At 65.7% G+C, this 22,104-nt stretch carries 18 protein-coding genes; 10 read left to right on the top strand and 8 right to left on the bottom strand.

All coding sequences use genetic code 11. The features are described 5' to 3' along the window. Positions 1-66: 66 nt before the first annotated feature. The 3 genes from WMN78_RS11500 to WMN78_RS11490 form a co-directional block, all read right to left on the bottom strand. Positions 67-1,674 carry an ABC transporter substrate-binding protein gene (locus WMN78_RS11500; RefSeq protein WP_340533854.1) on the bottom strand — a complete coding sequence of 536 codons (1,608 nt, stop codon included), beginning with the start codon at positions 1,672-1,674 and terminating at the stop codon, positions 67-69. 168 nt (positions 1,675-1,842) lie between these two features. Next, a complete protein-coding gene (murJ, locus tag WMN78_RS11495) occupies positions 1,843-3,900 on the bottom strand; it encodes a murein biosynthesis integral membrane protein MurJ (protein ID WP_340533853.1) in 2,058 nt (685 codons plus the stop codon). Between the two features lie 6 nt (positions 3,901-3,906). Continuing rightward, a complete protein-coding gene (locus WMN78_RS11490) occupies positions 3,907-4,407 on the bottom strand; it encodes an NUDIX hydrolase (RefSeq protein WP_305942912.1) in 501 nt (166 codons plus the stop codon). A gap of 208 nt (positions 4,408-4,615) precedes the next feature. Between WMN78_RS11490 and WMN78_RS11485 the strand changes: the two genes are divergently transcribed. The 3 genes from WMN78_RS11485 (at position 4,616) to WMN78_RS11475 (ending at position 7,495) form a co-directional block, all read left to right on the top strand. Beyond that, entirely contained in the window at positions 4,616-6,106 is a 1,491-nt protein-coding gene (locus tag WMN78_RS11485; RefSeq protein WP_340533852.1) for a CCA tRNA nucleotidyltransferase, read from the top strand. Next, a complete protein-coding gene (locus tag WMN78_RS11480) occupies positions 6,107-6,691 on the top strand; it encodes a histidine phosphatase family protein (protein ID WP_305942910.1) in 585 nt (194 codons plus the stop codon). Positions 6,692-7,351: 660 nt separating this feature from the next. Continuing rightward, positions 7,352-7,495, top strand: coding sequence for a hypothetical protein (locus WMN78_RS11475; RefSeq protein ID WP_340533851.1), 144 nt, complete (start codon positions 7,352-7,354; stop codon positions 7,493-7,495). Positions 7,496-7,708: 213 nt separating this feature from the next. Here WMN78_RS11475 and WMN78_RS11470 read toward each other — a convergent pair whose 3' ends face one another. Continuing rightward, positions 7,709-9,232, bottom strand: coding sequence for a glycosyltransferase family 39 protein (locus WMN78_RS11470; protein WP_340533850.1), 1,524 nt, complete (start codon positions 9,230-9,232; stop codon positions 7,709-7,711). A 180-nt stretch (positions 9,233-9,412) separates the two neighbouring features. Here WMN78_RS11470 and WMN78_RS11465 point away from each other — a divergent pair, with 180 nt between their 5' ends. Both WMN78_RS11465 and WMN78_RS11460 read left to right on the top strand, forming a co-directional pair. Then, entirely contained in the window at positions 9,413-10,882 is a 1,470-nt protein-coding gene (locus tag WMN78_RS11465) for a glycosyltransferase family 87 protein (protein WP_340533849.1), read from the top strand. After that, positions 10,875-12,314 (top strand): NAD(P)/FAD-dependent oxidoreductase, encoded by a 1,440-nt coding sequence (locus tag WMN78_RS11460; protein WP_340533848.1) that lies wholly within the window; start codon positions 10,875-10,877, stop codon positions 12,312-12,314. Before WMN78_RS11465 ends, WMN78_RS11460 begins: the two co-directional genes overlap by 8 nt. Before the next feature lie 7 nt (positions 12,315-12,321). Here the strand turns inward: WMN78_RS11460 and WMN78_RS11455 are convergent, their stop codons facing one another. Then, positions 12,322-12,966 carry an NAD(P)-dependent oxidoreductase gene (locus WMN78_RS11455; protein ID WP_340533847.1) on the bottom strand — a complete coding sequence of 215 codons (645 nt, stop codon included), beginning with the start codon at positions 12,964-12,966 and terminating at the stop codon, positions 12,322-12,324. A 78-nt stretch (positions 12,967-13,044) separates the two neighbouring features. Here WMN78_RS11455 and WMN78_RS11450 point away from each other — a divergent pair, with 78 nt between their 5' ends. Next, positions 13,045-13,449 (top strand): helix-turn-helix domain-containing protein, encoded by a 405-nt coding sequence (locus WMN78_RS11450; RefSeq protein WP_340533846.1) that lies wholly within the window; start codon positions 13,045-13,047, stop codon positions 13,447-13,449. On the opposite strand, the gene WMN78_RS11445 is transcribed toward WMN78_RS11450, so the two are convergent. Together WMN78_RS11445 and WMN78_RS11440 are read right to left on the bottom strand one after the other, a co-directional pair. After that, the gene (locus tag WMN78_RS11445; protein WP_340533845.1) at positions 13,410-14,123 is read right to left on the bottom strand and encodes an ABC transporter ATP-binding protein; all 714 of its coding nucleotides are present in this window, start codon (positions 14,121-14,123) and stop codon (positions 13,410-13,412) included. The genes WMN78_RS11450 and WMN78_RS11445 overlap by 40 nt on opposite strands. Before the next feature lie 41 nt (positions 14,124-14,164). Beyond that, entirely contained in the window at positions 14,165-15,247 is a 1,083-nt protein-coding gene (locus WMN78_RS11440; RefSeq protein ID WP_340533844.1) for an ABC transporter permease, read from the bottom strand. 200 nt (positions 15,248-15,447) lie between these two features. Between WMN78_RS11440 and WMN78_RS11435 the strand changes: the two genes are divergently transcribed. From WMN78_RS11435 to WMN78_RS11420, 4 genes are all read left to right on the top strand, one after another. Next, a complete protein-coding gene (locus tag WMN78_RS11435; protein WP_340533843.1) occupies positions 15,448-16,758 on the top strand; it encodes a sensor histidine kinase in 1,311 nt (436 codons plus the stop codon). Then, positions 16,755-17,408, top strand: a complete 654-nt coding sequence (locus WMN78_RS11430; RefSeq protein WP_340533842.1) for a response regulator transcription factor — start codon at positions 16,755-16,757, stop codon at positions 17,406-17,408. Before WMN78_RS11435 ends, WMN78_RS11430 begins: the two co-directional genes overlap by 4 nt. Before the next feature lie 57 nt (positions 17,409-17,465). Next, complete coding sequence (locus WMN78_RS11425) at positions 17,466-19,472, top strand: penicillin-binding transpeptidase domain-containing protein (protein WP_340533841.1); 2,007 nt, start codon at positions 17,466-17,468, stop codon at positions 19,470-19,472. Positions 19,473-19,603: 131 nt separating this feature from the next. Next, on the top strand, positions 19,604-21,286 hold the full coding sequence (locus WMN78_RS11420) for an ABC-F family ATP-binding cassette domain-containing protein (RefSeq protein ID WP_340533840.1): 1,683 nt from the start codon (positions 19,604-19,606) through the stop codon (positions 21,284-21,286). A 12-nt stretch (positions 21,287-21,298) separates the two neighbouring features. Here the strand turns inward: WMN78_RS11420 and WMN78_RS11415 are convergent, their stop codons facing one another. Continuing rightward, positions 21,299-21,991: a GntR family transcriptional regulator gene (locus tag WMN78_RS11415; RefSeq protein ID WP_340533839.1), complete on the bottom strand. Its 693-nt coding sequence runs from the start codon at positions 21,989-21,991 to the stop codon at positions 21,299-21,301. Positions 21,992-22,104: the final 113 nt, after the last annotated feature.

The following is a 22,104-nucleotide window of genomic DNA, read 5'->3' as shown; positions in this document are numbered from 1 at the left end:
TTCCAAACATCAGGATGCCACTGAACCAGGATGCCACTGAACCGTGTTGCTACTTGAACCCCGTTGCTACTGAACCTTGATCTCAGCAAGCCGGAGGCCGTAGCCGAAGCGGGTCTTTGGTGCAGCCAGCTTGGGCAAGTTCTTGATGGACACAATCACGTACTGCGCCGTGACAGGCTCAGAAAGCGGCATGGTCAGGTCAGGTGAGGTGAAGCTGTTGGTTCCGACCTGCTTGGCGCCTTCCATGGAGGGACGGTCGTTCGTCAGGACGCTGATGTTGCCTCCGGACCCGCCCAGCTGGTTGAGCGTGATGGATGAAACCTTCGACGGACTCTTCAGCTTCACCACGAGGGAAACATCGGCAGCCAGGCCGCCCCAGTTGTCCGTGGCGAACTCCATGTCAGACCAGTAGCTTGCCGCGTTGCCGTCGAACGTCTTGGTCAGGTCGCCGTCGTAGGTCGCGGCAAAATCGAAGTTGCCCAGTCGGTTCACACCCTCGACGGCCGGCGGACCTGCCACCGGGGCTGACGTCTGGGTGGACGTGGGCTCCCCGCTGGCCTGCGGCTCGGTGGAGCTGTTGGAAGTTCCCGGAGCGGGATTGCTCTGGGGTTCGCTCTTGAACAGGCTGCCAAGGTTGGATACGGCAAAGATCAGACCCACCACCAGTACGGCAGCCAGGAGCCCTCCCACGAGCCAGCGCATGGACCGCGGCTCCCGCTCCGGAGGCTCTTCGTCGTCGTAGTAGTCGTCTGTTTCGTCGTCGCCACCGCGGCCGGCAAAGGCCGGGAAGGTGGCGGCCATCCGATCCCGGGTGGGCCTGGCCGGCCCGGTGGAGGGGGCTTCTTCCTCCGGGTAGTGGTCGTCCTTGTTTGCCCACAAGGAGACTTTGGGTGATTCCGCGGCAGGGGCCTGGGTGCTGATGGCTTCGGTGTTCTTCCCGCCATTGGCTCCGGACTGCTGCGGAACGGCTTGCTGCGGCGTGGTCGCCTGCGGTGCAGTAGACGGCCCCCGGGATGACTTGCCGGCCGCTACCGCTCCGGCAGCGAGTCCCGCCGCTCCAGCCGCGGCTGCAGCACCGGCACCGGCTCCGCGCGACCCGGCCTTGTCGGATCCGGGGGAGCCAACGGAGGGTGCCGACGCCGGGCGCACCGGTGCGGCGCGGGGCGGCACTACAGCGGGGACAACCGGCGGGGAAGACGGTTTGCGGTTCTGGACGGCAGGCTGGTGGTTGCCGTAGTTGATGTAGCCGGCTTCGACCTCTTCTTCGTCGTACTGGCCGTCATATGTCTCCGGCTCGTGTGAACGGGCCTGACCGAATATTTCGCTGCCCAGGGTGTCCGTGAAAAAAGGTTCCACGTAGGGCGGATTGGAGGCAACCACAAGGTCAAGGAGGTCGGCAGCTGACGTGTGGTTGGTGATCAGGTAGGTGGTGGATTCGCTGACGCCAAGGTCCAGGATCTGCACATGCCCGGGACGTTCACCGGTGGCAACCTCGCGGGCGCTCTGGGCCACCTGCTCCGTGTTGTCGGGACCCGCAACCAGGATGCTCACCGGACGGTTGAGGACCTGGTCAACACCGTCCAGCACCAGATCATGGTCGTGTGAGGTCAATACGGTAGCGGTGACCTTGTAGCGGCCGCCGAGCACTGATCCAACATCGATCGGGTGGGACACGGGTTCCTCCTAGACTGTCCGGGGAATCGCCGCCTCGATCATGCCAAAGCGGATACGCCGGTTAGCCGGTTAATTTCTGGTCTGTTACTACAACCCTGGTTAGCTTCTGATCCTAGCCGATGGTGTGTGACGGCCGCGTGAGACAGGCGCAGTGAAACCGCGGTGGTGTCACCTTTTCTTCCGGCGCCGATTCCTTTCGGACCGCCTGCTGAAGTACGGGTTGCGCCCGGCTGTTCCCTGGAAGGTCCGGCGTCCCGGGAGCGGGATTTCCTCGCGCATGATGCTCCCCCGTGCCGTGCTGGGCTGTTCCTCAGCCGGAAGGTATCCCCCCGCGGAACCGGTTGGCTGCGCCTCAGGATGAGGTGTAGGTTCATCAACCTGCGGTCCCGCACGGAACGACGCGGAGTCGAACTCGCCGGAAATCCGGGGGATCAGGCCGGTGTCCACCGAAACCGTGGCGCGTTCCGGCGTCGTGCGTTCCCGGGCAGCTGCGGCGGCCGTCCCGGTACTAGCAGCCGCGCCACCGGCGGCTTCCGCCGGTGCGGCAGCGGATCCCCGGCCGAGACGGCCGAGAAACGGTTGCAGCAGGTCCCGAAGTTCCGTGACGCGGAAAAGCTTCAGCAGGAACAGGTACGCCACCAGCATCACAGGCCCGACGACGACGATGGTCACCAGGGCCTCGATCCTGCCGCTCCAGGCGAAACCGTCGGCACTGTAGCTGCCCATGAGCCACAGGGCGCCGGCACCGGCGAGGGCGGAGCCGAGCGCTGCATAGCCCATCCGGATGTAGGAATTGGCAACGCGTGGACCGTCCAGGTGACCCAGCAAGCGGCGGAGGAAGAACGCACTCACCACCACTGAAAGGATGTTGCCGCCCGTATAGAGGATGGCAATGGCAAAGATGATCTGGTCGAAGGGCAGGAATTGGATGGCGAAGGCCGCCACGACGTTGACGATCGCCAGTACTAACTGGATATAGAACGGCGTGCGGGCGTCCTCATTGGCGTAGAAGACCCTGGACATCATGAAATTGGCACTCATGAACGGCGTGCTGAGGGCCAGGATGGTGAGCGTTTGGGCCAGCATCACCCCGTCCTGCACCTTGCCGCCGGAGAAGAACATGCCCAGTGGGCCGGCCAGCGCGAACAGGGCCAGCGCCCCGAAGACCGTGGCCACCGCCATGGTGCGGAGCCCGTGGGAAAGGGCGTCGCGCAGTCCGGCACGGTCACCGTCCTGGGAGGCGCGGGTCATGCGGTTGAAGAGGACGGTGGCCAGCGAGAGCGCGATGATGGAATGCGGCAGCAGGTACAGCTGGCTGGCCACCTCCAGCACGGCGTTGCCCGGGAGGAAGTTGGCCGCCGGATCCCCTGCCCGCTCCAGCCGCAGCCGCTCGGTACCCGGAATGGTGGCAATGCGCATGACGTAGAGGAAGGCAAGCTGGCCGACGGCGGCAGTCAGCAGCGTCCAGACGCTCAGTTTCGCTGCCTGCCCCAGGCCCACCCCGCGCCACCCGAACTTCGGACGGAGACCCAGCCGGAGCCGGAACACCGGAATCAGCAGGATGGCCGTCTGAGCCACCACGCCGATGGTGGAGAAACCGGCAACGAGTAAGGTCTGGGTCGGTCCCCAGTTGTCCAGGGTGTGGGGATTCGTGACGTTGGGCCCGAGGATCCAGATGAACATGCCCAGGCCGGCAATGGCCACGATGTTGTTCAGGATCGGTGCCCACATGGCAGGACCGAACGCTCCATTGGCATTCAGTACCTGCGTCAGCAGGGCATACAGGCCGTAGAAGAAAATCTGCGGCAGGCACCAGAATGCGAAGGAGACCGCGAGTGATTTCTGTTCGGCTGAATACCCCTGCGTGGTCAGCTCAATGACCCCGGGAGCCAGGAGGGTGACCAGCAGCGTCAGGCCGAGAAGCACCAGGACAGCCAGCGTGAGCAGCCGGCTGATGTAGTCCGCTCCCCTGTCCGGCGCTTTGCTGGCCTTGATGATCTGGGGAACCAGGACGGCGTTGAACACGCCGCCGGCTACCAGCAGGAAGATCAGGTTCGGCAGGTTGTTGGCATTGATGAACGTGTCATTGACCGTGGAGCCCAGTCCAAGGGCCGCCCCGAGCATCCACGTCTTGCCGAAGCCAAGGAAACGGGAGACCAGCGTTCCGGCAGCCATGATCGCGCTGGAACGGGCCTCGCCCTGCTGGACAGTCTTGGATTCAGTCACAGGACCTCAGAGATGTTCCGGCAGGACTTCTCTGGCGAGGTCGGCGATGCGGCGCTCATTCGGAAAGGAAAGCTTGCGGGCGAGTTCATGGATGGGCACCCAGGCGACATCCACTGCTTCCTGGTCGGGGTCGTTCTCGATGGTCAGCTCGCCGCCCGTGGCCCGGAGCAGGTAGTGGTGCACAGTCTTGTGGACCCGGTGCCCGCTGACGGTGAACCAATAGTCGATGCTGCCCAGCGGGGCCAGGATGTTGCCGCTGATGCCGGTTTCCTCGGCGATCTCGCGGACGGCTGCTTCCTCGTTCTTTTCCTTGCCCTCGGGGTGGCCCTTCGGCAGGCACCATTCGAGGCGGCCCCCGCGGTTGAGGCGCGCGATGATCGCAACCCTCAGCTCGCCGTCGGACGTGTCGACCACGACGCCGCCAGCGGAGATTTCCTCGACGGTGGGCAGCGAGGCCGGCCCCGGGTGCGGGGCGGGCGCGACATGGGCACCGATTGCCGACGGCAACGGTGGGTTTGTCCTCCTGCCTGGAGCACTCGGTACGGGATGGGCCATGAAGTCCACTCTAACGACTCTTGCCCGTTCCTGATGACCGGAACATGACAAGAAAGTGGACTGCGTGTGACGCGGATTCCCGAACCACCGGCGTAACGGCGCGGTTCAGCGGTCCCGATTGGTGCTTGTTGGCGTGGTTTTCTGACAAGCTTAAGTAACTATGGCGCACGCACATCAAAAGTCCGACCCGCACACCGTTGATTTCAAGGTGGACCCGGTGGTCCTTGAGCTCGGGCAGCGCTTCGTCGACGCCGGGCATGAATTGTCGCTGGTGGGCGGGCCCGTGCGTGACCTCTTCCTCGGCAGGCTCTCCCCTGATCTTGACTTCACCACGGACGCCACGCCGGAACAGACCCTAGCGCTGATCCGTAAGTGGGCGGACAACTTCTGGGAGATCGGCAGGGCATTCGGCACCATCGGAATGCGGAAGTCCGGCTTCCAGATTGAAATCACCACATACCGTGCCGAGGCGTACGATCCCGAATCGCGGAAGCCCACGGTGGCCTTTGGATCGTCCCTGACGGATGACCTCCTGCGCCGGGACTTCACCATCAATGCCATGGCGCTGCGGCTGCCCTCGATGGAGCTCGTGGATCCATTCGGCGGGGTCCGCGACCTCCATGCCTCCGTGCTGGCCACTCCCGGCGCGCCGGAGACGTCATTTTCCGATGACCCCCTGCGCATGATGCGGGCGGCGCGCTTCGCCTCCCAGCTGGGTGTGGCGGTCCGCGAGGATGTTAAGCAGGCAATGGAGCAGATGGCGGAACGGATCACCATCATTTCGGCCGAGCGTATCCGCGAGGAACTGGTGAAGCTCATCTGCGGAACGCACCCCCGCGTGGGCATTGACCTCCTGGTGGACACCGGCCTGGCCGAATTCGTCCTGCCGGAAGTTTCCGCGCTGCGCCTGGAAGCCGACGAACACCACCGCCACAAGGACGTTTACCAGCACTCCCTCCAGGTGCTGGAACAGGCCGCCTCCCTGGAAACGGATTCCGACGGCGCCGTGCCCGGCCCCGACTTTGTCCTGCGGTTTGCAGCGCTCATGCACGACGTCGGCAAGCCGGCCACGCGCCGTTTTGAACCGGGCGGCGCGGTGAGCTTCCGCCATCACGACATGGTGGGTTCCAAACTGACCAAGAAACGGATGAAGACCCTCCGTTTCGACAACGACACCATCAAGGCCGTGGCACGCCTGGTCGAGCTGCATATGCGCTTTTACGGCTACGGGGAGGCCGACTGGAGCGACTCCGCAGTCCGCCGCTATGTTACGGACGCCGGTCCCCTCCTGGAGCGCCTGCACCGGTTGACCCGGTCCGATGTGACCACGCGGAACCAGCGCAAGGCGGACCGGCTTTCCTTCGCCTATGACGATCTTGAAGCCCGCATCGCGGCGCTGCGGGAGCAGGAATCGCTCGAAGCGGTCCGGCCGGACCTGGACGGCGGCCAGATCATGGCCCTGCTGGGGCTGAAGCCGGGGCCGGTGGTTGGCAAGGCGTATAAGTTCCTGCTTGACCAGCGCATGGAACACGGCCCGCTTGACCGCAAGGTGGCCGAGGCCAGGCTGCGCGAGTGGTGGGCGCAGCAGCCCGAGGCCGCCGAACACCAGCCGGCCGCCGGCGTCGAACTTTCCACTACCGAGGAGTCCTAAGTGGTTTCACTGAACAGCAACGCCCGCCCCCAGCTCTGGATCCTGCGCCACGGCGAAACCGAATGGTCCAAGAGCGGCCAGTACACCGGGCTCACTGATCTTCCCCTGACGGTGGAGGGCGAGCAGCAGTCCGTCGAGGCACGGAAGGTTCTTGACGCCGTCGACTTCGACCTGGTGTTGACCTCACCGCTGCGGCGGGCACGCCGGACGGCGGAGTTGGCGGGATTTCCCGACGCCGAACAGGAACCCCTCGCGGTGGAATGGAATTACGGCGACTACGAAGGGATCAGCTCCGACCTGATCCGCAAGGACAACCCGGAGTACCTGATCTGGACCCACGGCGTCCCCAATGGCGAAGCCTTGGAGGAAGTAGCCGGTCGGGCGGACAAGATAGTGGCCCGGGTGCTGGAATCCGGGTTGGACAACGTGCTCATTGTGGCCCACGGACACTTCTCCAGGATCCTGACTGCACGCTGGCTGGGACTGGATCCGCACGAAGGCCGGCATTTCATTCTGGGGACAGCGAAAGTCTGCACGCTGGGCTGGGACAAGAAGACTCCGGCAGTGGTCCGCTGGGGACTATAAAGACGATTTATAAAATACTTCGGGGAATCTTCTAAATTCGGTAGTCAAAAGCCCTGAGTGGGGTGTAATTTTATTCCTGACTCCAGTGCGATTTGCCAGGGTTGTCGGCGCGCGCTGTTCAGCCGCATAGTAGAAAAGGAGGTTGGGAAAAATGATTACTTTGACTAGCGGATGGAAGATGACCATCACCGCCACCCCGGCCTCTGTTGCTGCCTCGCGCCCTTTTCGCGGAGTGACTGCCTCCTAGCCCAGTGATTCCGGCCTTCCCGGCCGAATCCACGGTGACCGTCTTCCCCATCGGGAAGGCTGTCGGCAGTTGGCCGTCCACGCGGGGCCCACGCGGTTGCGCGACACCCCATAGTTCGGAACCCGGCCTCTTGTTGGGCCTGCGGCGTAGCTGCATCCAGGGGCACTCTTTGTCCAGCAAAATCCACTCAGTGCTTTCGGATTTTTCTCCGGGCTTATTACCGGGCATTCCTATGCCCGAATTGTCGTAACTAATTCATGCAATTAATTGGCTTTATTTGTCGCGCCCAATTCCGGGCAAGAACAACCAACAAAGGATCCAGAGTGAGCATCACAGCCACCCCCACGCAACAGGCCGACCGTGTTCGACGCCGGCAGACATCCCGTCAGGCAACACCGCGAAGGGAGGTAACCATGATGAAAAGGCTTAGGCAGGTTCTGCGCCTTGGCTGGCAGCCCGCCCTGAGGGACAAGACGCTGTTCAACGGCCAGCTGCTCGATCAGAACCGTGAAGACGTGTACGTCGTACTGCACCAGATGGGTGGCGTCATCCGCTGACTCGGGACCTGTCGTCCTTTCCTATACATGCCGCTCCTGTACATGCCGCGCTGGAGCCGGCAACGGAAATCGAGGAGGACCCGGTGGCGATAACCGAAACCCTGCACAAAAAACGTCTCCACAAAAAGCCCACGCGGCGACGCGTGGGCTTTTTTGTTGGTTCCTGGTGCGGTTCCCGGGGACGTCAGTGCCGCCAGGGGTGCCGCCGGGGCGCTAGGGGCACGTGTACGAGAGCAGGGCCATCCGCTGGAAGGTCAGGTTCCGCGTCTGCTGGCATCCCGCCGCTTCGAATGCGGACAGATCGTTGGGAGCCCCGCCGCCTGCACCGACGAACCAGACGTCTCCGCGGCCCTTCAGCTGGTCAGCGGTGACTGCGCCATTCTTGCCCCAGAGGGTGCCGGAATCCGCCGGGCTTTCTTCGAGCGAGAGGTCGGTGATGAGCCGGAAATCCTGCGGATAGGCAAGGGCCATGTCCCGTAGTTCGGGGTGGAGATACACGATGCCGGCAGGCTTGGTCGTTTGTGCGCCGATCAGGCCGGCAATTTGCCGCTCTGTGTCCACTGGTTCGTTCACAAAACTCTTGATGGTGAGCTGGGGAACGAGGCTGCTCAGAACGACCAGGATGGCGGCGATCGGCAGGAGCCACCTGCGGCCTGCGCGGAGCCGGTCCAGGCCCAGGCCCACCAGAAGCGCAAATAGGGGTGCCGTGAACGTGAGATAGCGGGCAACATAAACGGGCTGCAGGGCCACACTCACCAGGAGCAGGCCAAGCATGGGAAGTGCCACCCCTGTCAGGCTGAGGACCACCAGTGGACGGTAGGCGGACATCGCGCGCACGGACCACAGCCCCCAGGCGACCAGACCGACCTGGGTGAGGCCGAGGACCAGGACAAACCCGAGAACCCACTGCGGCGGGAGGTTGCCCGTGGGACGGTCGTCTCCATAGAAGAATTGCTTGACGGCGGCAATCGTGAGGTTTTCCAGCAGCGAGCGGTTCTGGATCCATTCGACCTGGGCTTTTTGCGTCATGGCAAAGAGCAGGAATGGCAGGACGGCCGCTCCGGCTGCCGCGCACGTAATGAGCACCGCAAGGGGCCGCCTGCGAAGGATGATGGCGGCCACGGCATGCGAGGCGACGGCCAGGGCAAAGAACATGAACATGCACACACCGGCCACCGCGCAGAGGCCGTACAGTACCCAGTCGAGGGGGCGGTTGGATTCCCATGCCCTGATGAGCAGCAGGGTAAGACCCACGGCCAGCAGCGCCGTGAAGGCGGACTGCCGGGCTTCGGTCCCGGCCCACACCATGCGGGGAAGAACGGCCAGGACCAGTCCGGAGGCTATGCCGATGGACTCCGAGCCGAGCTTTCGTCCAATGATGACGGTTCCGGCGCAGGCGAGCCCCACTGCCAGTGCCGAAGGCAATCGCATGGCCACTTCGGAGAACCCGAAGACAGACGTCCACGCATGCATGAAGAAGTAGTAGAAGCCATGAACGGCATCGACTGACCGCAACAGTTCCATCAGGTCGGCGGACGAGCGTCCGGCCGCTGAAATCGTGGCAATTTCGTCGTCCCAGAAAGACGGATTCCAGGAACCGACAAACGCGATGAGGAGGGCCAGCAGTCCAATGCCGGCAGGCGCCGGCCACCGGCCCGCCCACGGAAGGTGCGCATCGTCCGACGGCGCAGCCTGCCGTAGGCGCTGCCGGTCGCGGACGCGGGAAAGCTGATTCACAACGGGATGCCCCCTGAGGCCTGACGGTTGCGGCGGAACAGACCGACCTCGAGTCTGCCCCTGAACGAAAGAGCGGAAGGGGCCATCGTGGGAAGGATCCACACGGCGCACACGATTGACGATACACCGTCCCCCGCCGCCGGGGCCTGATCCTGAAGGGGGCGACGGTAAGCTCGAGGAATGCAGGAGACAATGCCGCCGGCGCACCGAAAACGGTCCCGCCTGGTTATCCCCAGCCGAAGTGATCTCCTGCTCAGGAACTTCACCGAGCTGATAGGCGGCCCCATGGGACACCGGGCTGCGCCGGGCATCGTCTCACCCGGAATCTTCACCGTTGAACGCGTCCTCATCATCCTCACCATGCTGGCCGCCCTTGCCAGCATCACGGCCAAGAACTACTGCCGCGCACACGGCTGGGATTCACCGGGCCAGTTCTATTCCACGTGCTACTCGGATTTCCCGGAACTCTTCCGCAACCGCGGACTCGGTGACGGCACCTTCCCCTTCTTCAGCGAGGGCAGCTTTTTCGAATATCCGGTCCTGATGGGCATCATCGCCGGACTGACGGCCATGATGGTCCCCGGACAGGGTGCCACGGACGCGCGCATTCTCGGCTACTTCGACATAAACGCCACACTTATCGCCGCCGTGTGGATTGTCACGGTCCTCGCAACCGCCCGCATGAGCCGCCGCCGGACGTGGGATGCCGCCATGGTGGCAGTTGCCCCCGGCATCGTCCTGGCCGGAGTGATCAACTGGGACATGTGGGCGGTGGGCCTGCTCGCTGTCGGCATGTATTTCTTCTCCCGCAACCGGCTGGTGCTGGCCGGGGTGTTCATCGGTTTGGGCACGGCCACCAAGCTGTACCCGGTGCTCGTGTTCGGCGCCATCCTCCTGCTGGCGCTCCGGACCGGAAAGATCCGGCCGCTGCTGGTCACCGCTGCAGCCGCCGCGGCGGCCTGGCTCGCCGTGAACCTCCCGATTGCCGCCATGAACCCCTCCGGCTGGAAGTACTTCTACCAATTCACCGAGGACCGCCCGGCTGGCTACAGCTCGCCCTGGTTCGCCTACAACCTGGTGGCCGGGCGCCTGCAGTGGCTTGCACTGGGGCCTGAGGCGATCAACACCCTCGCGCTCAACCTGTTCCTCATCAGCTGCGTGCTCATCGCGGTGCTGGCGCTGACGGCACCTCGCCGCCCCAGGCTAGCCCAGCTCGCGTTCCTGATCGTGGCGGCGTTCATCCTGACCAACAAGGTGTACTCGCCCCAGTTCGTCATCTGGCTGATCCCCCTCCTTGCCCTCGCGCGCCCGCGCTGGCGCGACTTCCTCATCTGGCAGGGGATAGAAGGCCTGCACTGGGCGGCTGTGTGGATGTACCTCGGACAGGTGACCAGCGGCGGCCCGACGCAGCACAATATCGATATGCCCTACTACGTACTGGCGGTGGGCCTGCACATGATCGCCACCGCGTACCTCATGGTCCGCGTGGCATGGGACGTCTGGGACCCCGGCTACGATGTCATCCGCCGGCACACGACGGATGATCCGCAGGGCGGGCCGTTCGACGGCGCCCGGGACTGGTTGCGGATAAACCCGGGGGACCCTGTGGCCTCAGTACTCCCTTGGCGGCGGGCGGCCAGCGGTGCCTGACGTCGCCGTCGTGGGTTCAGGGCCCAACGGACTGGCCGCTGCGGTAACTATGGCCCGCGCCGGCCTCAAGGTACATGTGTTCGAGGCGGCGGCCAGCCCGGGCGGTGGCCTTCGCACGTCGGAGCTGATGCGGCCCGGCCACCTGCACGACATTTGCTCGGCAGTGCAGCCGATGGCACTCGCCTCACCGTTCTTCCACGCCTTCGAGCTGTCGCGGCGCATCGATCTCATCACGCCGGAGCTCTCGTTCGGCTCGCCGCTGGACGGCGGCCGTGCGGCCCTCGCCTACCGATCGCTGGACCGCACTGCGGCTGGGCTCGGACGGGACGGTCCCGCCTACCGCCGACTGATGGCGCCCCTCGTGCGCCGGGCCACCGGCGTTGCGGACTTCACCCTCAACCAGTTGCTCCGGATCCCCCGCGACCCCCTCGCCGCTGTCCTGTTCGGCCTGCGGGCACTGGAGCAGGGCTCCCCGGCGTGGAACGCCCGGTTCAGGGAGGATCTGGCACCGGCCCTCCTGACCGGCGTTGCGGCACATTCCGTGGGAGGGCTCCCGTCGCTGGCACCTGCCGGGGCCGGGCTGATGCTCGGGACTCTGGCGCACGCGCAGGGCTGGCCGATTCCCGTCGGCGGTTCGGCGTCGATCGCCCGTGCCATGGTCCGCGACATCGAGGCGCACGGCGGGACGGTGGAAACCGGGCGGCGGATCGATTCCCTGGCGGAGCTGCCGGCAGCCAAGGCGACGCTCCTGGATATTGCCCCGCCGGCACTGCTGAGGCTGGCCGGGGACAGGCTGCCGGCCGGATACCGCCGGTCCCTGGCTTCATTTCGCTTTGGAAACGCCGCCTGCAAGGTGGATTTCATCCTGTCCGGACCGGTCCCGTGGGAGGCGGCAGGACTGGCCGATGCGGGAACTGTGCATGTGGGCGGCACGCGTGCCGAGATGGCCCACGCCGAAAACCAGGTGGCCGCGGGAAAGCACCCGGAACGGCCCTACGTCCTGGTGTCCCAGCCGTCGCGGTTCGATGATTCCCGCGCCCCGGCGGGCCGGCACATCCTCTGGACCTACTGCCATGTGCCAGCCGGGTCAACGGTGGATATGGCAGAGGCTGTCACGGCCCAGCTGGAACGTTTTGCGCCTGGATTCCGGGACATTGTGATGCAGGTGCACGTGACGACGGCGGCCGGCCTGGCGGAGTACAACCAGAACTACGTAGGCGGCGATTTCGCGGCAGGGCTCATGGACCTCCGCGGACTGGTCCAGCGGCCGGTGATCAGTCCCGTGCCCTGGCGCACTCCGCTGGCCGGAGTATACCTGTGCTCCTCGTCGACACCGCCAGGGCCCGGGGTTACCGGCATGCCGGGTTTCCACGCCGCTAAATATGCCCTGAAGGACATATTCGGGCTGCCGTTGCCGCCACTCGGCCTGTAGTCCGCGTCTAGCGGCGGGCGCCGGTACGCGTGTCCGTGCCCGCCTCAGAGTTGGCCACCGTGAAGCGGGTGCGGTGGTGGGCCGGTGATTCCAGTTCGTCCAGCACGGCCACGGCGAAGTCCTGGGTGGTGATGGACGGGCCCGCGGGTGAATCCCCTGCCGTCACGTAGGTACCGGTGCGGGTCCCCGGCTGCATGACGGGGGCGGGCGCCAGCATTGTCCAGTCGAGTGTCTCCGGAGCTGATCGGATTTCATCGTAAGCGGCGGCCATGGTGCGGGCCTCGGGACGGTAAGGCTCCGGGAAATCGGGGGAATCGCATAACCGCATGCCGTTGATTTCGAGCGCGCCCGCTCCGCCCACCACCAGAAGGCGCGTCGCCCCGGCGCTGCCGAAGGCTGCTTTCATGGCTGTCAGCCATTCGCTGTGATCACCGCCCGTGCGGCTGGGCACCGTGGCCAGCACCACGGCGTCGTGGTCATTGGCAATGTTGGCGAACGTGCGGACATCCGCCAGTTCGGCGCGGCACGCCGTGGCACCCCGGACTGCTGCGCCCGACCGCGAAACAGCCGTGACCTCGTGGCCCCGCCGCAGCGATTCCTTGACGATCTGGCCGCCAACCATCCCGGTGGCACCGTACACTGCGATTTTCATGCCGCTCCTCGTATTGGGTACCGTAGGAATTCACAGTATCTCTAGGATACCTAGGACCCAGAAGAAACGAGGTGTTGAATGGATACCATCCGGTCTGCCGCCGCGCCCGGTGCCGACATCATGGATCCGCAGTGCCCGTCCCGGGTTGTCTTCCAGCGGGTCGGCGACAAATGGGCGTCGCTGGTGGTGCAGGTGCTTGCCGACGGACCCGTGCGTTTCTCCGAACTGCGCAAACATGTCCACGTGATCACGCCCAAGGTCCTGACCCAGACCCTGAGGACACTGGAACGGGACGGACTGATTACCCGCACCGTCTACGCCCAGGTCCCTCCCCGGGTCGATTACGAGTTGACCGGTCTGGGTCTGTCCCTGCTGGGCCCGCTCTCCGTCCTCCGGGAATGGGCGGAGTCGAATGTCCCCAGCATCCTGGACGCCCGGGATGCCTATGATGACGCCCGGGTCGGGGCGCTGCCGGACGGCTGAAGGGCCGAGAGCCGTCCGTCCCGCATGCTGGCCACGGCATCGGTCAGCGGGACGAATTCGGTGTCGTGGGTAACCATCACCGTGGCCACGCTGAATTCGTCCGTGACCTCGCGCAGGAGACGGACGATGCCGCCGCTTCGCTCCTGGTCAAGGGCCGCCGTCGGTTCGTCCACGAGCAGCACCTTCGGCAGGCCCATCAGGGCGCGCGCAATGTTGACGCGTTGACGCTGCCCGCCGGAGAGCTGATGCGGGCGTTTGTCCTGCACCGGGCCGAGCCCGACAATGTCCAGGAGTTCCGCTGCGCGCCGGCGGGCGGCAGCCAGGGGCTTGCCGCGCAGGTGGTCCGCCAAAAGCAACTGCTCCAAGGCTGTCAGGGAAGGGAGGAGGTTCGGCTGCTGGAAAATGATGCCGATCTTCTTCCTCCGCAACGCCGTCAGCTCGGCGTCCCGCAGGCCCGTGGCCTCCTGTCCGTCGATGCTCACCACGCCCGACGTGGGCCGGATGAGCGCCGCAGCCACTGCCAGCATGGAGGACTTTCCGGAGCCCGAAGGACCTACCAGGGCGAGAAATTCGCCGGCGCCGAGGACCAGGCTGACCCGGTCCAGTGCCTTGAGGGTGGTGTCTCCGTCCGGGTACTCGAGGGTCACGTTGAGGAGATTGAGCGGGGCATCCATTGAATATTCCTTTCGGGGAATGTGAAGGTGGGGGATCTGAATTAGTTGCCGCCGAGGGCAAGCAGCGGGTCCACGCGGGTGACGCCGCGGACCGCCACCGCCGCTCCCACCAGGCCCAGGAGCAGGATTCCGGCGATGGGTACCAGCGTGGTTCCCGGAGTGAGCAGGAACGGGGCGGCCCGGGCAGCGAGGAAGCCGCCCAGCAGGCCCAGTCCGCCGCCGGCAATCGTGCCCGCGGCCAGCACCACGGCGGCCTGCCCCATCGCGTCCCGGAGCACATAGCCCGGCGACCCGCCCATCGCCTTGACCACGGCGATGTCACGTGTGCGCTGAACGGTCCACACTGTCAGGAACGCCACAATCACGAGGGCCGAGATGCCGTAGAGGAAGGCCTGCATCAGCACCAGCGACCCGTTTTCACTCTTGAAAGACCCAAGGGCCTGGAACGAACCTTCACGGGTGGCACTGACTGTCCCGGCCGCCGCATTGGCGGCGTCCACGTCAACCTGAGAACCGGCGTCGAACGTCACTGCCAGCACGGTGCCGACGGCCCCGTTGCCTGAGCGGGCCAGTTGCCGCCAGTCAGTCAGCGACGTCCAGACCACACCGGTATGCGAATACCACTGGTCCGGAATGATGTCCGCAACGGCAAGTTCAGCGCCGCCCACCGCCAGGAGGCTGCCGGGGCTGAGATGCAGGTCTGCGGCGAGGGTTTCGCCGACCACAACGGTTCCGTCGTCCGCCGCGGACAGTCCCCTGTCGGCTCCAAAGACCGCCACGTTTGCGGTGCCGCCGGGCGCCCCGGCTGTTCCGGCGGCCTTCGCCCGGACCTGGCTGATGCCGAGCACCTCCACATCGGACACCCCTTCCTGTCCGGACCAGGCCGCCAGCTGGTCCCGGGTGACCTCGGATTCCGTAAAGGATGCCTTGGCAGGAGTGCCGGCGGGGGCGCCGAACACGATCCGGTCGGCCGGCAGACCGGCGATTGCCGACGTCGACTGGTTTCCGAGGCCTGCCGTCAGCCCCGAGAGCATGACAAGCAGGAGGGTGATCAGGGCGATGACGGATGCCATCAGGGCAAAGCGTCCTTGGGCAAAGCGGAGATCGCGAATGGCGAGAAACACGGGTTTCCTTTCGTGGGCTGTGGCGTTCTGGGTCCACTCTTCCGCCGTGCGCGGCAATGCACATCGGCCGCCCGGTGGGCTGTCTTCAGACGCGGGGTGCAGCAGCGGGTCAACCAAATGGTTGATCTCCGGCCGGCCAACGAGGTTTCGCACGGAACCAGCGGCTCCGGAGGATACGCTGGATTGATGCGAGGCACGCGTTGATACAGGGTGAACCAAGCGGCTCCGCGGTAATCCTGCGGCTCCTGAGGATCTGCCTCCACGTCGGCTTCGCCGTCCTGCTCGTGGTGGCCATGGCCCGCGTGCTGATGTCCGGTCCGGCGCCGTCCGGTTGGTTGCCGCTGGTCCCCGCCGCACTGCTCGCCGCGGTCTACCTCGTTGGCACCGTCCTGGAGAAGCGCCACTCCACTGACACGAAGCGCTTTGATCCGCGGCGTTATGCAAAATGGTGGCTCGGTGCCGTCTCTGTTCTGTGGCTAGTGCTCATCTGGGCCAGTGCGGATTTCGTCTGGCTGGCCTTTCCGCTCTTCTTCCTGCAGCTGCACGTGCTGCCGAGGCGCGTGGCCCTGCCTGTCATTGCCGCGTCCACAGTGCTGGTTGTGGTGGCGCTCTGGTTCCACAACCGGGATGCCGCCGGCCCGGCCCTGGAACTGCCGATGGTCCTGGGGCCGGTCTTCGGTGCAGCCTTTGCCGTCATCACCGGCCTCGCCTACCGGGCGTTGTACCTCGAGGCGGAGAACCAGCGGCTTGCAGCCGAGGAATTGCGCCGCACGCGCGGGGAACTTGCCCGCAGCCAGCACGACGCCGGAACACTGACCGAGCGGGCACGGCTGGCCCGCGAAATCCACGACACCCTCGCCCAGGGCTTTTCCAGCATTGTGCTGATGGGCCGCTCGGCCGAAAAAGCCCTCGACGACGGCGACACAGCCACGGCGCGCGCCCGCCTCCGGACCGTTCAGGAAACGGCGTCCGCGAACCTCGCCGAGGCACGCAATTTTGTCCGCGGCCTGCAGTCCCCGGAGCTCGAGCACATATCCCTTGCGGGCAGCCTCCGCAGGCTCTGCGAAAAGACCGAGGCCGAGGCGGCGGCACGCGGGGCAGTGCTTCGGTGCCGCTTCGACCTCGAAGGCACCCCCGTCGAGCTGCCCAACCCGTACTCCACCACCCTGCTCCGCGCGGCGCAGGCGAGCCTTGCGAACGTCTGGGTCCACGCAAAGGCACGCACCGCCGTCGTGACCTTGTCCTTTATGGACACCGAAGTGGCCCTGGACATTTACGACGACGGTGTCGGGTTCCGCCCGGAGGCTGCGGGCGCTGGAGTCAGTTCAAACGAATCACCACGAGCGGACGGCTCCGGATACGGACTCCGCTCCCTGCGGGAGCGGGTGACGGCGCTGTCCGGAACGCTGGACATCGAGTCCGCCCCGGGTGAGGGGACGGTGGTGGCCATCCGGCTCCCGCTGGTGGAGAGTCCGGCGACGACGGTCCCGGCCGGCGAGGAACCGCAATGACCGGGCTCCGTATCCTGCTGGTGGACGACCATCCCGTGGTCCGCGCCGGGCTCCGTGCCATGCTCAGCGACTTCGAAGGCATCACGGTGGCCGCCGAAGCCGGTGACGGCGCCGCCGCACTTGCCGAGCTGTACCGGCTCCACACTTTGGGCGAGCCCGTGGATGTGGTCCTCATGGACCTGCAAATGGGCGCGGGCATGGACGGCGTCACGGCCACGCGAAAGATAAAGGCCGGTGAGGCGGGCACGCCTGCCCCGCCGGTGCTGATCCTCACCACCTATGATTCCGACGCCGACATCCTCGCCGCCGTCGAAGCCGGGGCCAGCGGGTACATGCTAAAGGATGCGCCGCCCGAGCACATCCGCCGGGCCGTGCTCTCTGCCGCAGCCGGCGGGACGGCGCTGGCTCCCGAGGTGGCTGCCCGGCTGATGGGCAGGATCCGGAATCCGGAACCGGCATTGTCCGCCCGGGAAATCCAACTGCTGCAGCTCCTCGCTACCGGACTGCCGAACCGTGCCATCGCCCGGCAGCTCTTCATCTCCGAAGCCACCGTCAAGACCCACCTGGTGCACATCTACGGGAAACTCGGCGTGGACAACCGCACTGCTGCGATCTCGGTGGCGACGCAGCGCCGGATCATCCGGCCCTAAATACGGCCGGCGCCATGTGACAGGGACTTTGTCCGGGCTTGCAGGCATAATGGCGCGGTGGGGAACTTTCAGAAACTTTCGCTTGCCCTTGTCGGACTCATAATTGGCGGATCGCTGGTGGCTTGCGACGACGGCCGTGCCGGCGCTCAAGACGCCGCGAAACAGCTCGCCGCTGCGGTGGCTGGGCTGGACGTCGGCTCCGTCGCCTTTGACGGCAAGGATGCCGCGGCAGCCAATGAACAGCTGAAGGAAGTGTTCCAGGCGCTCGATCCCGCCAAACCGGCAGTTGAGGCCGGAGAGCTGACACTGGAGAAGGACACCGCAACCGTTCCGCTGAACTACAGCTGGAAGATCGGCTCCGGCGAGTGGAAATACACGGCCTCCGCTGAATTGAAGAAGTCCGGCGACAAATGGCTGACCGTGTGGAAGCCTGCCCTGCTGGTCCCTGAGCTCGCCGAGGGCGAAGTCCTCGGATCCGCCAGCCAGTCGCCGGAGCGGGCAGAGATCCTGGGCGCCGGCGAGGCGAAACTCGTCACCTCCCGGCCGGTGGTGTACGTCGGCATCGACAAGCCCCGGCTGGCCTCCGCCGACCCGGCCGCGTCCGCCACCAAACTCGCCCAACTGGTGGGAGTGGATCCGGCCGCCTACACGCAGCAGGTCGAGGCGGCCGGACCCGAGGCCTTCGTCGCCGCCATCACGCTGCGCCAGGACGGCCGGACCATCACGGATGAGCAGATCGCTCAGATTCCCGGCGCCCGGTCCGTCCCCGATCTCCTGCCGCTGGCACCCACCCGGACCTTCGCCCGCGCCCTTCTGGGCACCGCCGCCGAGGCTAATGCCGAACAGATCGAGAAATCCGGCGGGGCACTCAAAGCCGGGGACACCACCGGCACCGGCGGGCTTCAGCAGCAATACGACGCCCAGCTCAGAGGCGCTAACGGGGTCCAGGTCTTTGCCGTCAAGGAAGGCCTCACCGCCGAGGAGAAGCAGGCATTGCCCAACCAGGGCCGCCGGATCCTGTTCCAGGTTGAGATGAAGCCGGGAACCCCCGTGAAGACCACCCTGGACCCGAAGCTGCAGCAGCTCGCTGAAGACATTCTGGCGGACGTTGGTCCGGCGTCCGCCATCGTGGCCCTGCGCCCCTCCAGCGGCGCCGTCCTCGCCGCTGCCTCGGGACCGGGCAGCAACGGCTACAACACGGCGATGCTGGGACAGTATGCTCCTGGCTCGACGTTCAAGATGGTGGATTCGCTGGCCATGATCCGCAACGGCATGACGCCGGATTCGAAGGTCGAATGCACTCCGACGCTCACGGTGGACGGCCGCACGTTCAAGAACGCCGAGGGCTATCCGGAAGGCTCCCTGGGATCCGTCACCCTGCGGGACGCGTTCGCGCACTCCTGCAACACAGCCTTCATCGCGGCCCGTGACTCCGTCAGCCAGGCCCAGCTGGAATCCGCGGCCACCTCGCTCGGTGTTGCCGTCGAGGCTCCCGGACTGGGCGCAGACGCCTTCCTCGGCTCTGTCCCGGGCGAAGCCGAAGGAACCGAGCATGCCGCCTCCATGATCGGGCAGGGCAAGGTGCTCCTCTCCCCGCTGGCAGCTGCGGTAATGGCCGGATCCGTGGCCAAGGGCTCCCCCGTGTCACCCACACTCGTGCTGAACGCGGAAGCCGGCAGCGGCTCCGCCAGTGAAACGGCAGCCCCGGAGGGGTCTGGAACGCCGACGACGGATGGAACGTCGCCGTCGTTGTCCTCCACAGCGCCTGCTCCCGCAAAAGCCGCGGAGAAGCCCGTCACTGCTGCAGAAGCCGCCGCCCTGGCGGACATGATGCGGGCCGTGGTCACTTCCGGGCACGCAGGCTTCCTGGCTTCCGTGCCGGGAGAACCGGTGGGAGCCAAGACGGGCACCGCCGAATTCGGCACCGAGAACCCGCCCAAGACGCACGCCTGGATTGTGGCGGTGCACGGGGACCTCGCCGTTGCCGTCTTCGTCGAAGAAGGCGGCCTGGGAGCCACCACATCCGGTCCGTTGCTCAAGGAGTTCCTGGTCGCAGCGGGGTAGCGGGGCCCACCAGTCTGCCGGGCCCTCCCTTCCGACGGGAGTTTTAGTCCAGAAATCGCGGCTTCCGGGCGTTTATGGGGGCGGTATCTGGACAAAAACTCCGAGGGGGCGGGCGTGGGAAGATGGAATGCGTGGCTCATATTGACGTTTCCGGCATCGACTACTTCCTCTCCGACGGCACCCAGCTGCTCAACGGGGTGACCTTCAAGGTCCCGGACGGCACCAAAACGGCACTGATCGGACCCAACGGAACGGGAAAGACCACCCTGTTCCGGATCATTTCCGGCGACCTTGTCCCGGACGAAGGCGTGATCGGGCGGTCCGGCAACATGGGCATCATGCGCCAGTTCGTGGGCCAGGTCCGGGACGATTCCACCGTCCGCGACCTCCTGGTGTCCGCCGCCCTGCCGGCCCTTGCCGCCGCCGCCCGCGCCGTCGACGACGCCGAGCTGGCCATGATGGAGCACGACGACGAGCCCACCCAGATGCAGTACGCCCAGGCAATTGTGGACTGGGGAGATGCCGGCGGCTACGACGTCGAGACCGTCTGGGATGAGGTCTGCATGGCCGCTCTGGGACTTCCGTTCGACCGCGCGCAGCACCGCCCGGCGTCGAGCCTTTCCGGCGGCGAGCAAAAGCGGCTGGTGCTGGAGGCACTGTTCGCCGGCCCCGACGAACTCCTGCTCCTCGACGAACCGGACAACTACCTCGACGTTCCGGGCAAGCGCTGGCTCGAGTCCAAGCTCAACGAGTCGAAGAAGACCGTGTTCTTCATCAGCCACGACCGCGAGCTGCTGAACAACGCCGCCAGCCGCATCGTGACCCTCGAACCGGGGATCAACGGTGCCGGTGCGTGGGTCCACGGCGGCGGCTTCGGCTCCTACGTGGACGCCAGGGCTGACCGCAACGCCCGCTTCGAGGAGCTGCGGAAGCGCTGGGACGAGGAGCACGTGAAGCTCAAGGAACTCGTGAACATGTACAAGAACAAGGCCGCGTTCCGCTCCGACATGGCCAACCGGTACCACGCCGCCCAGACCCGGCTGGCGAAGTTCCTGGAAGCCGGTCCGCCCGAGGCGCTGCCGATCGAACAGAACGTGCAGATGCGGCTGAAGGGCGGCCGCACCGCCAAGCGCGCGATTGTGGCCGAAAAGCTGGAGCTGACCGGGCTGATGAAGCCGTTTTCCACCGAAGTGTGGTTCGGTGACCGTGTGGGCGTTCTCGGCTCCAATGGCTCCGGCAAGAGCCATTTCCTGCGCCTGCTCGCCACGGGTGGAACGGATCCCGAGCGGGAGCACCTGCCGGTGTCCGACGTCGACATCGCCGAAGTGCCGCACGAAGGCACCGTGAAACTCGGCGCCCGCATCCGGCCCGGCTTCTTCGCACAGACGCACGTCCGCCCGGATCTGTTGGGGAAGACCCTGCTGGAAATTCTGCACCGCGGCGACGAGCACCGTTCCGGGCTTGGACGCGAGGCAGCGGCCGGTGCCCTGGACGGCTACGGGCTGGCCGGGCAGTCCGAACAGAAGTACGAATCCCTGTCCGGCGGACAGCAGGCGCGGTTCCAGATCCTGCTGCTGCAGCTTTCCGGTGCCACCCTGCTGCTCCTCGACGAGCCGACGGACAACCTGGACCTGCACTCGGCCGAGGCGCTGGAGCGAGCCATCGACCACTTCGAGGGAACGGTCCTGGCCGTGACGCACGACCGTTGGTTCGCCCGGACCTTCGACCGCTTCCTGGTGTTCGGTTCCGACGGCAGGGTATACGAATCCGCAGAACCGGTCTGGGACGAGAAGCGCGTGGAGCGGGCCCGCTAGCTGCCGGACAGGTTACTCGGGCAGTAGCTCCGAGGAGACGTCAGCCTCCGGTCCGGCAGTTCCTCCCATGGCGGAGACCAGCCGTTCGCGGGCGCGCCCGAGGTGTTCGTCGAGCAGTTCGGCCGCGGCCTCCCCTTGGCCTGCCTCGATCAGTTCGAGGATCCTCTGGTGTTCGGCCTGGATCAGCGCGGTGTCCAGGAGGTGCAGGGACTGGATGCGGACCATGCACAGCTTCACCTCGCCCACGAGCGAGCGGTACATCCTGCTGATGCGCTCATTGCCCACGGCGTCGATCAGGCTGATGTGGAACCGCATGTCCGGTTCGATGACGTCGAGCGGGGCTCCGGTCTGCAGTGCAGCGATGTCCCGGTTGGCCTGCACGGCCGCTTCGGGCACCTCCTTGGTGCGTGCGAGCCGCCGGAGTACTTCGCTCTCCAGATAGGCGCGGGCCAGATAGATGTCCCGCACTGAATCCGGTCCGAGTTCCACCACGCGGGCGGTCTTGTGCGTACCGCGGTCCAGCAGCCCTTCGGCAACGAGCTTTTCAATTGACGCCTTCGCCGTAGGACGCGCCACCTCGTAGGAGGAGGCCACGTCCGTTTCGGTGAGGGTATGGCCGGAACCGAGTTCGCCGGAAAAGATCCGGCTCCGCAGATCCGCGGAGATCGCCTCCACGATCGAAACTGCTGTGATTCGCCCGGCCACCGGAGCTTCCTTCCCGCCAAGGACTCTTGATTAGTCCCCATCTTGCCAGACAAGTCAACAAACTGCTCTTGACCATCATGTGTACTTGTTAGACAATCGTAGGGCGCCACGGT

This window comes from Arthrobacter oryzae (genome assembly GCF_037911235.1).
Lineage (GTDB): Bacteria > Actinomycetota > Actinomycetes > Actinomycetales > Micrococcaceae > Arthrobacter > Arthrobacter oryzae_E.
This window is presented reverse-complemented; position numbering and strand designations above follow the sequence as displayed.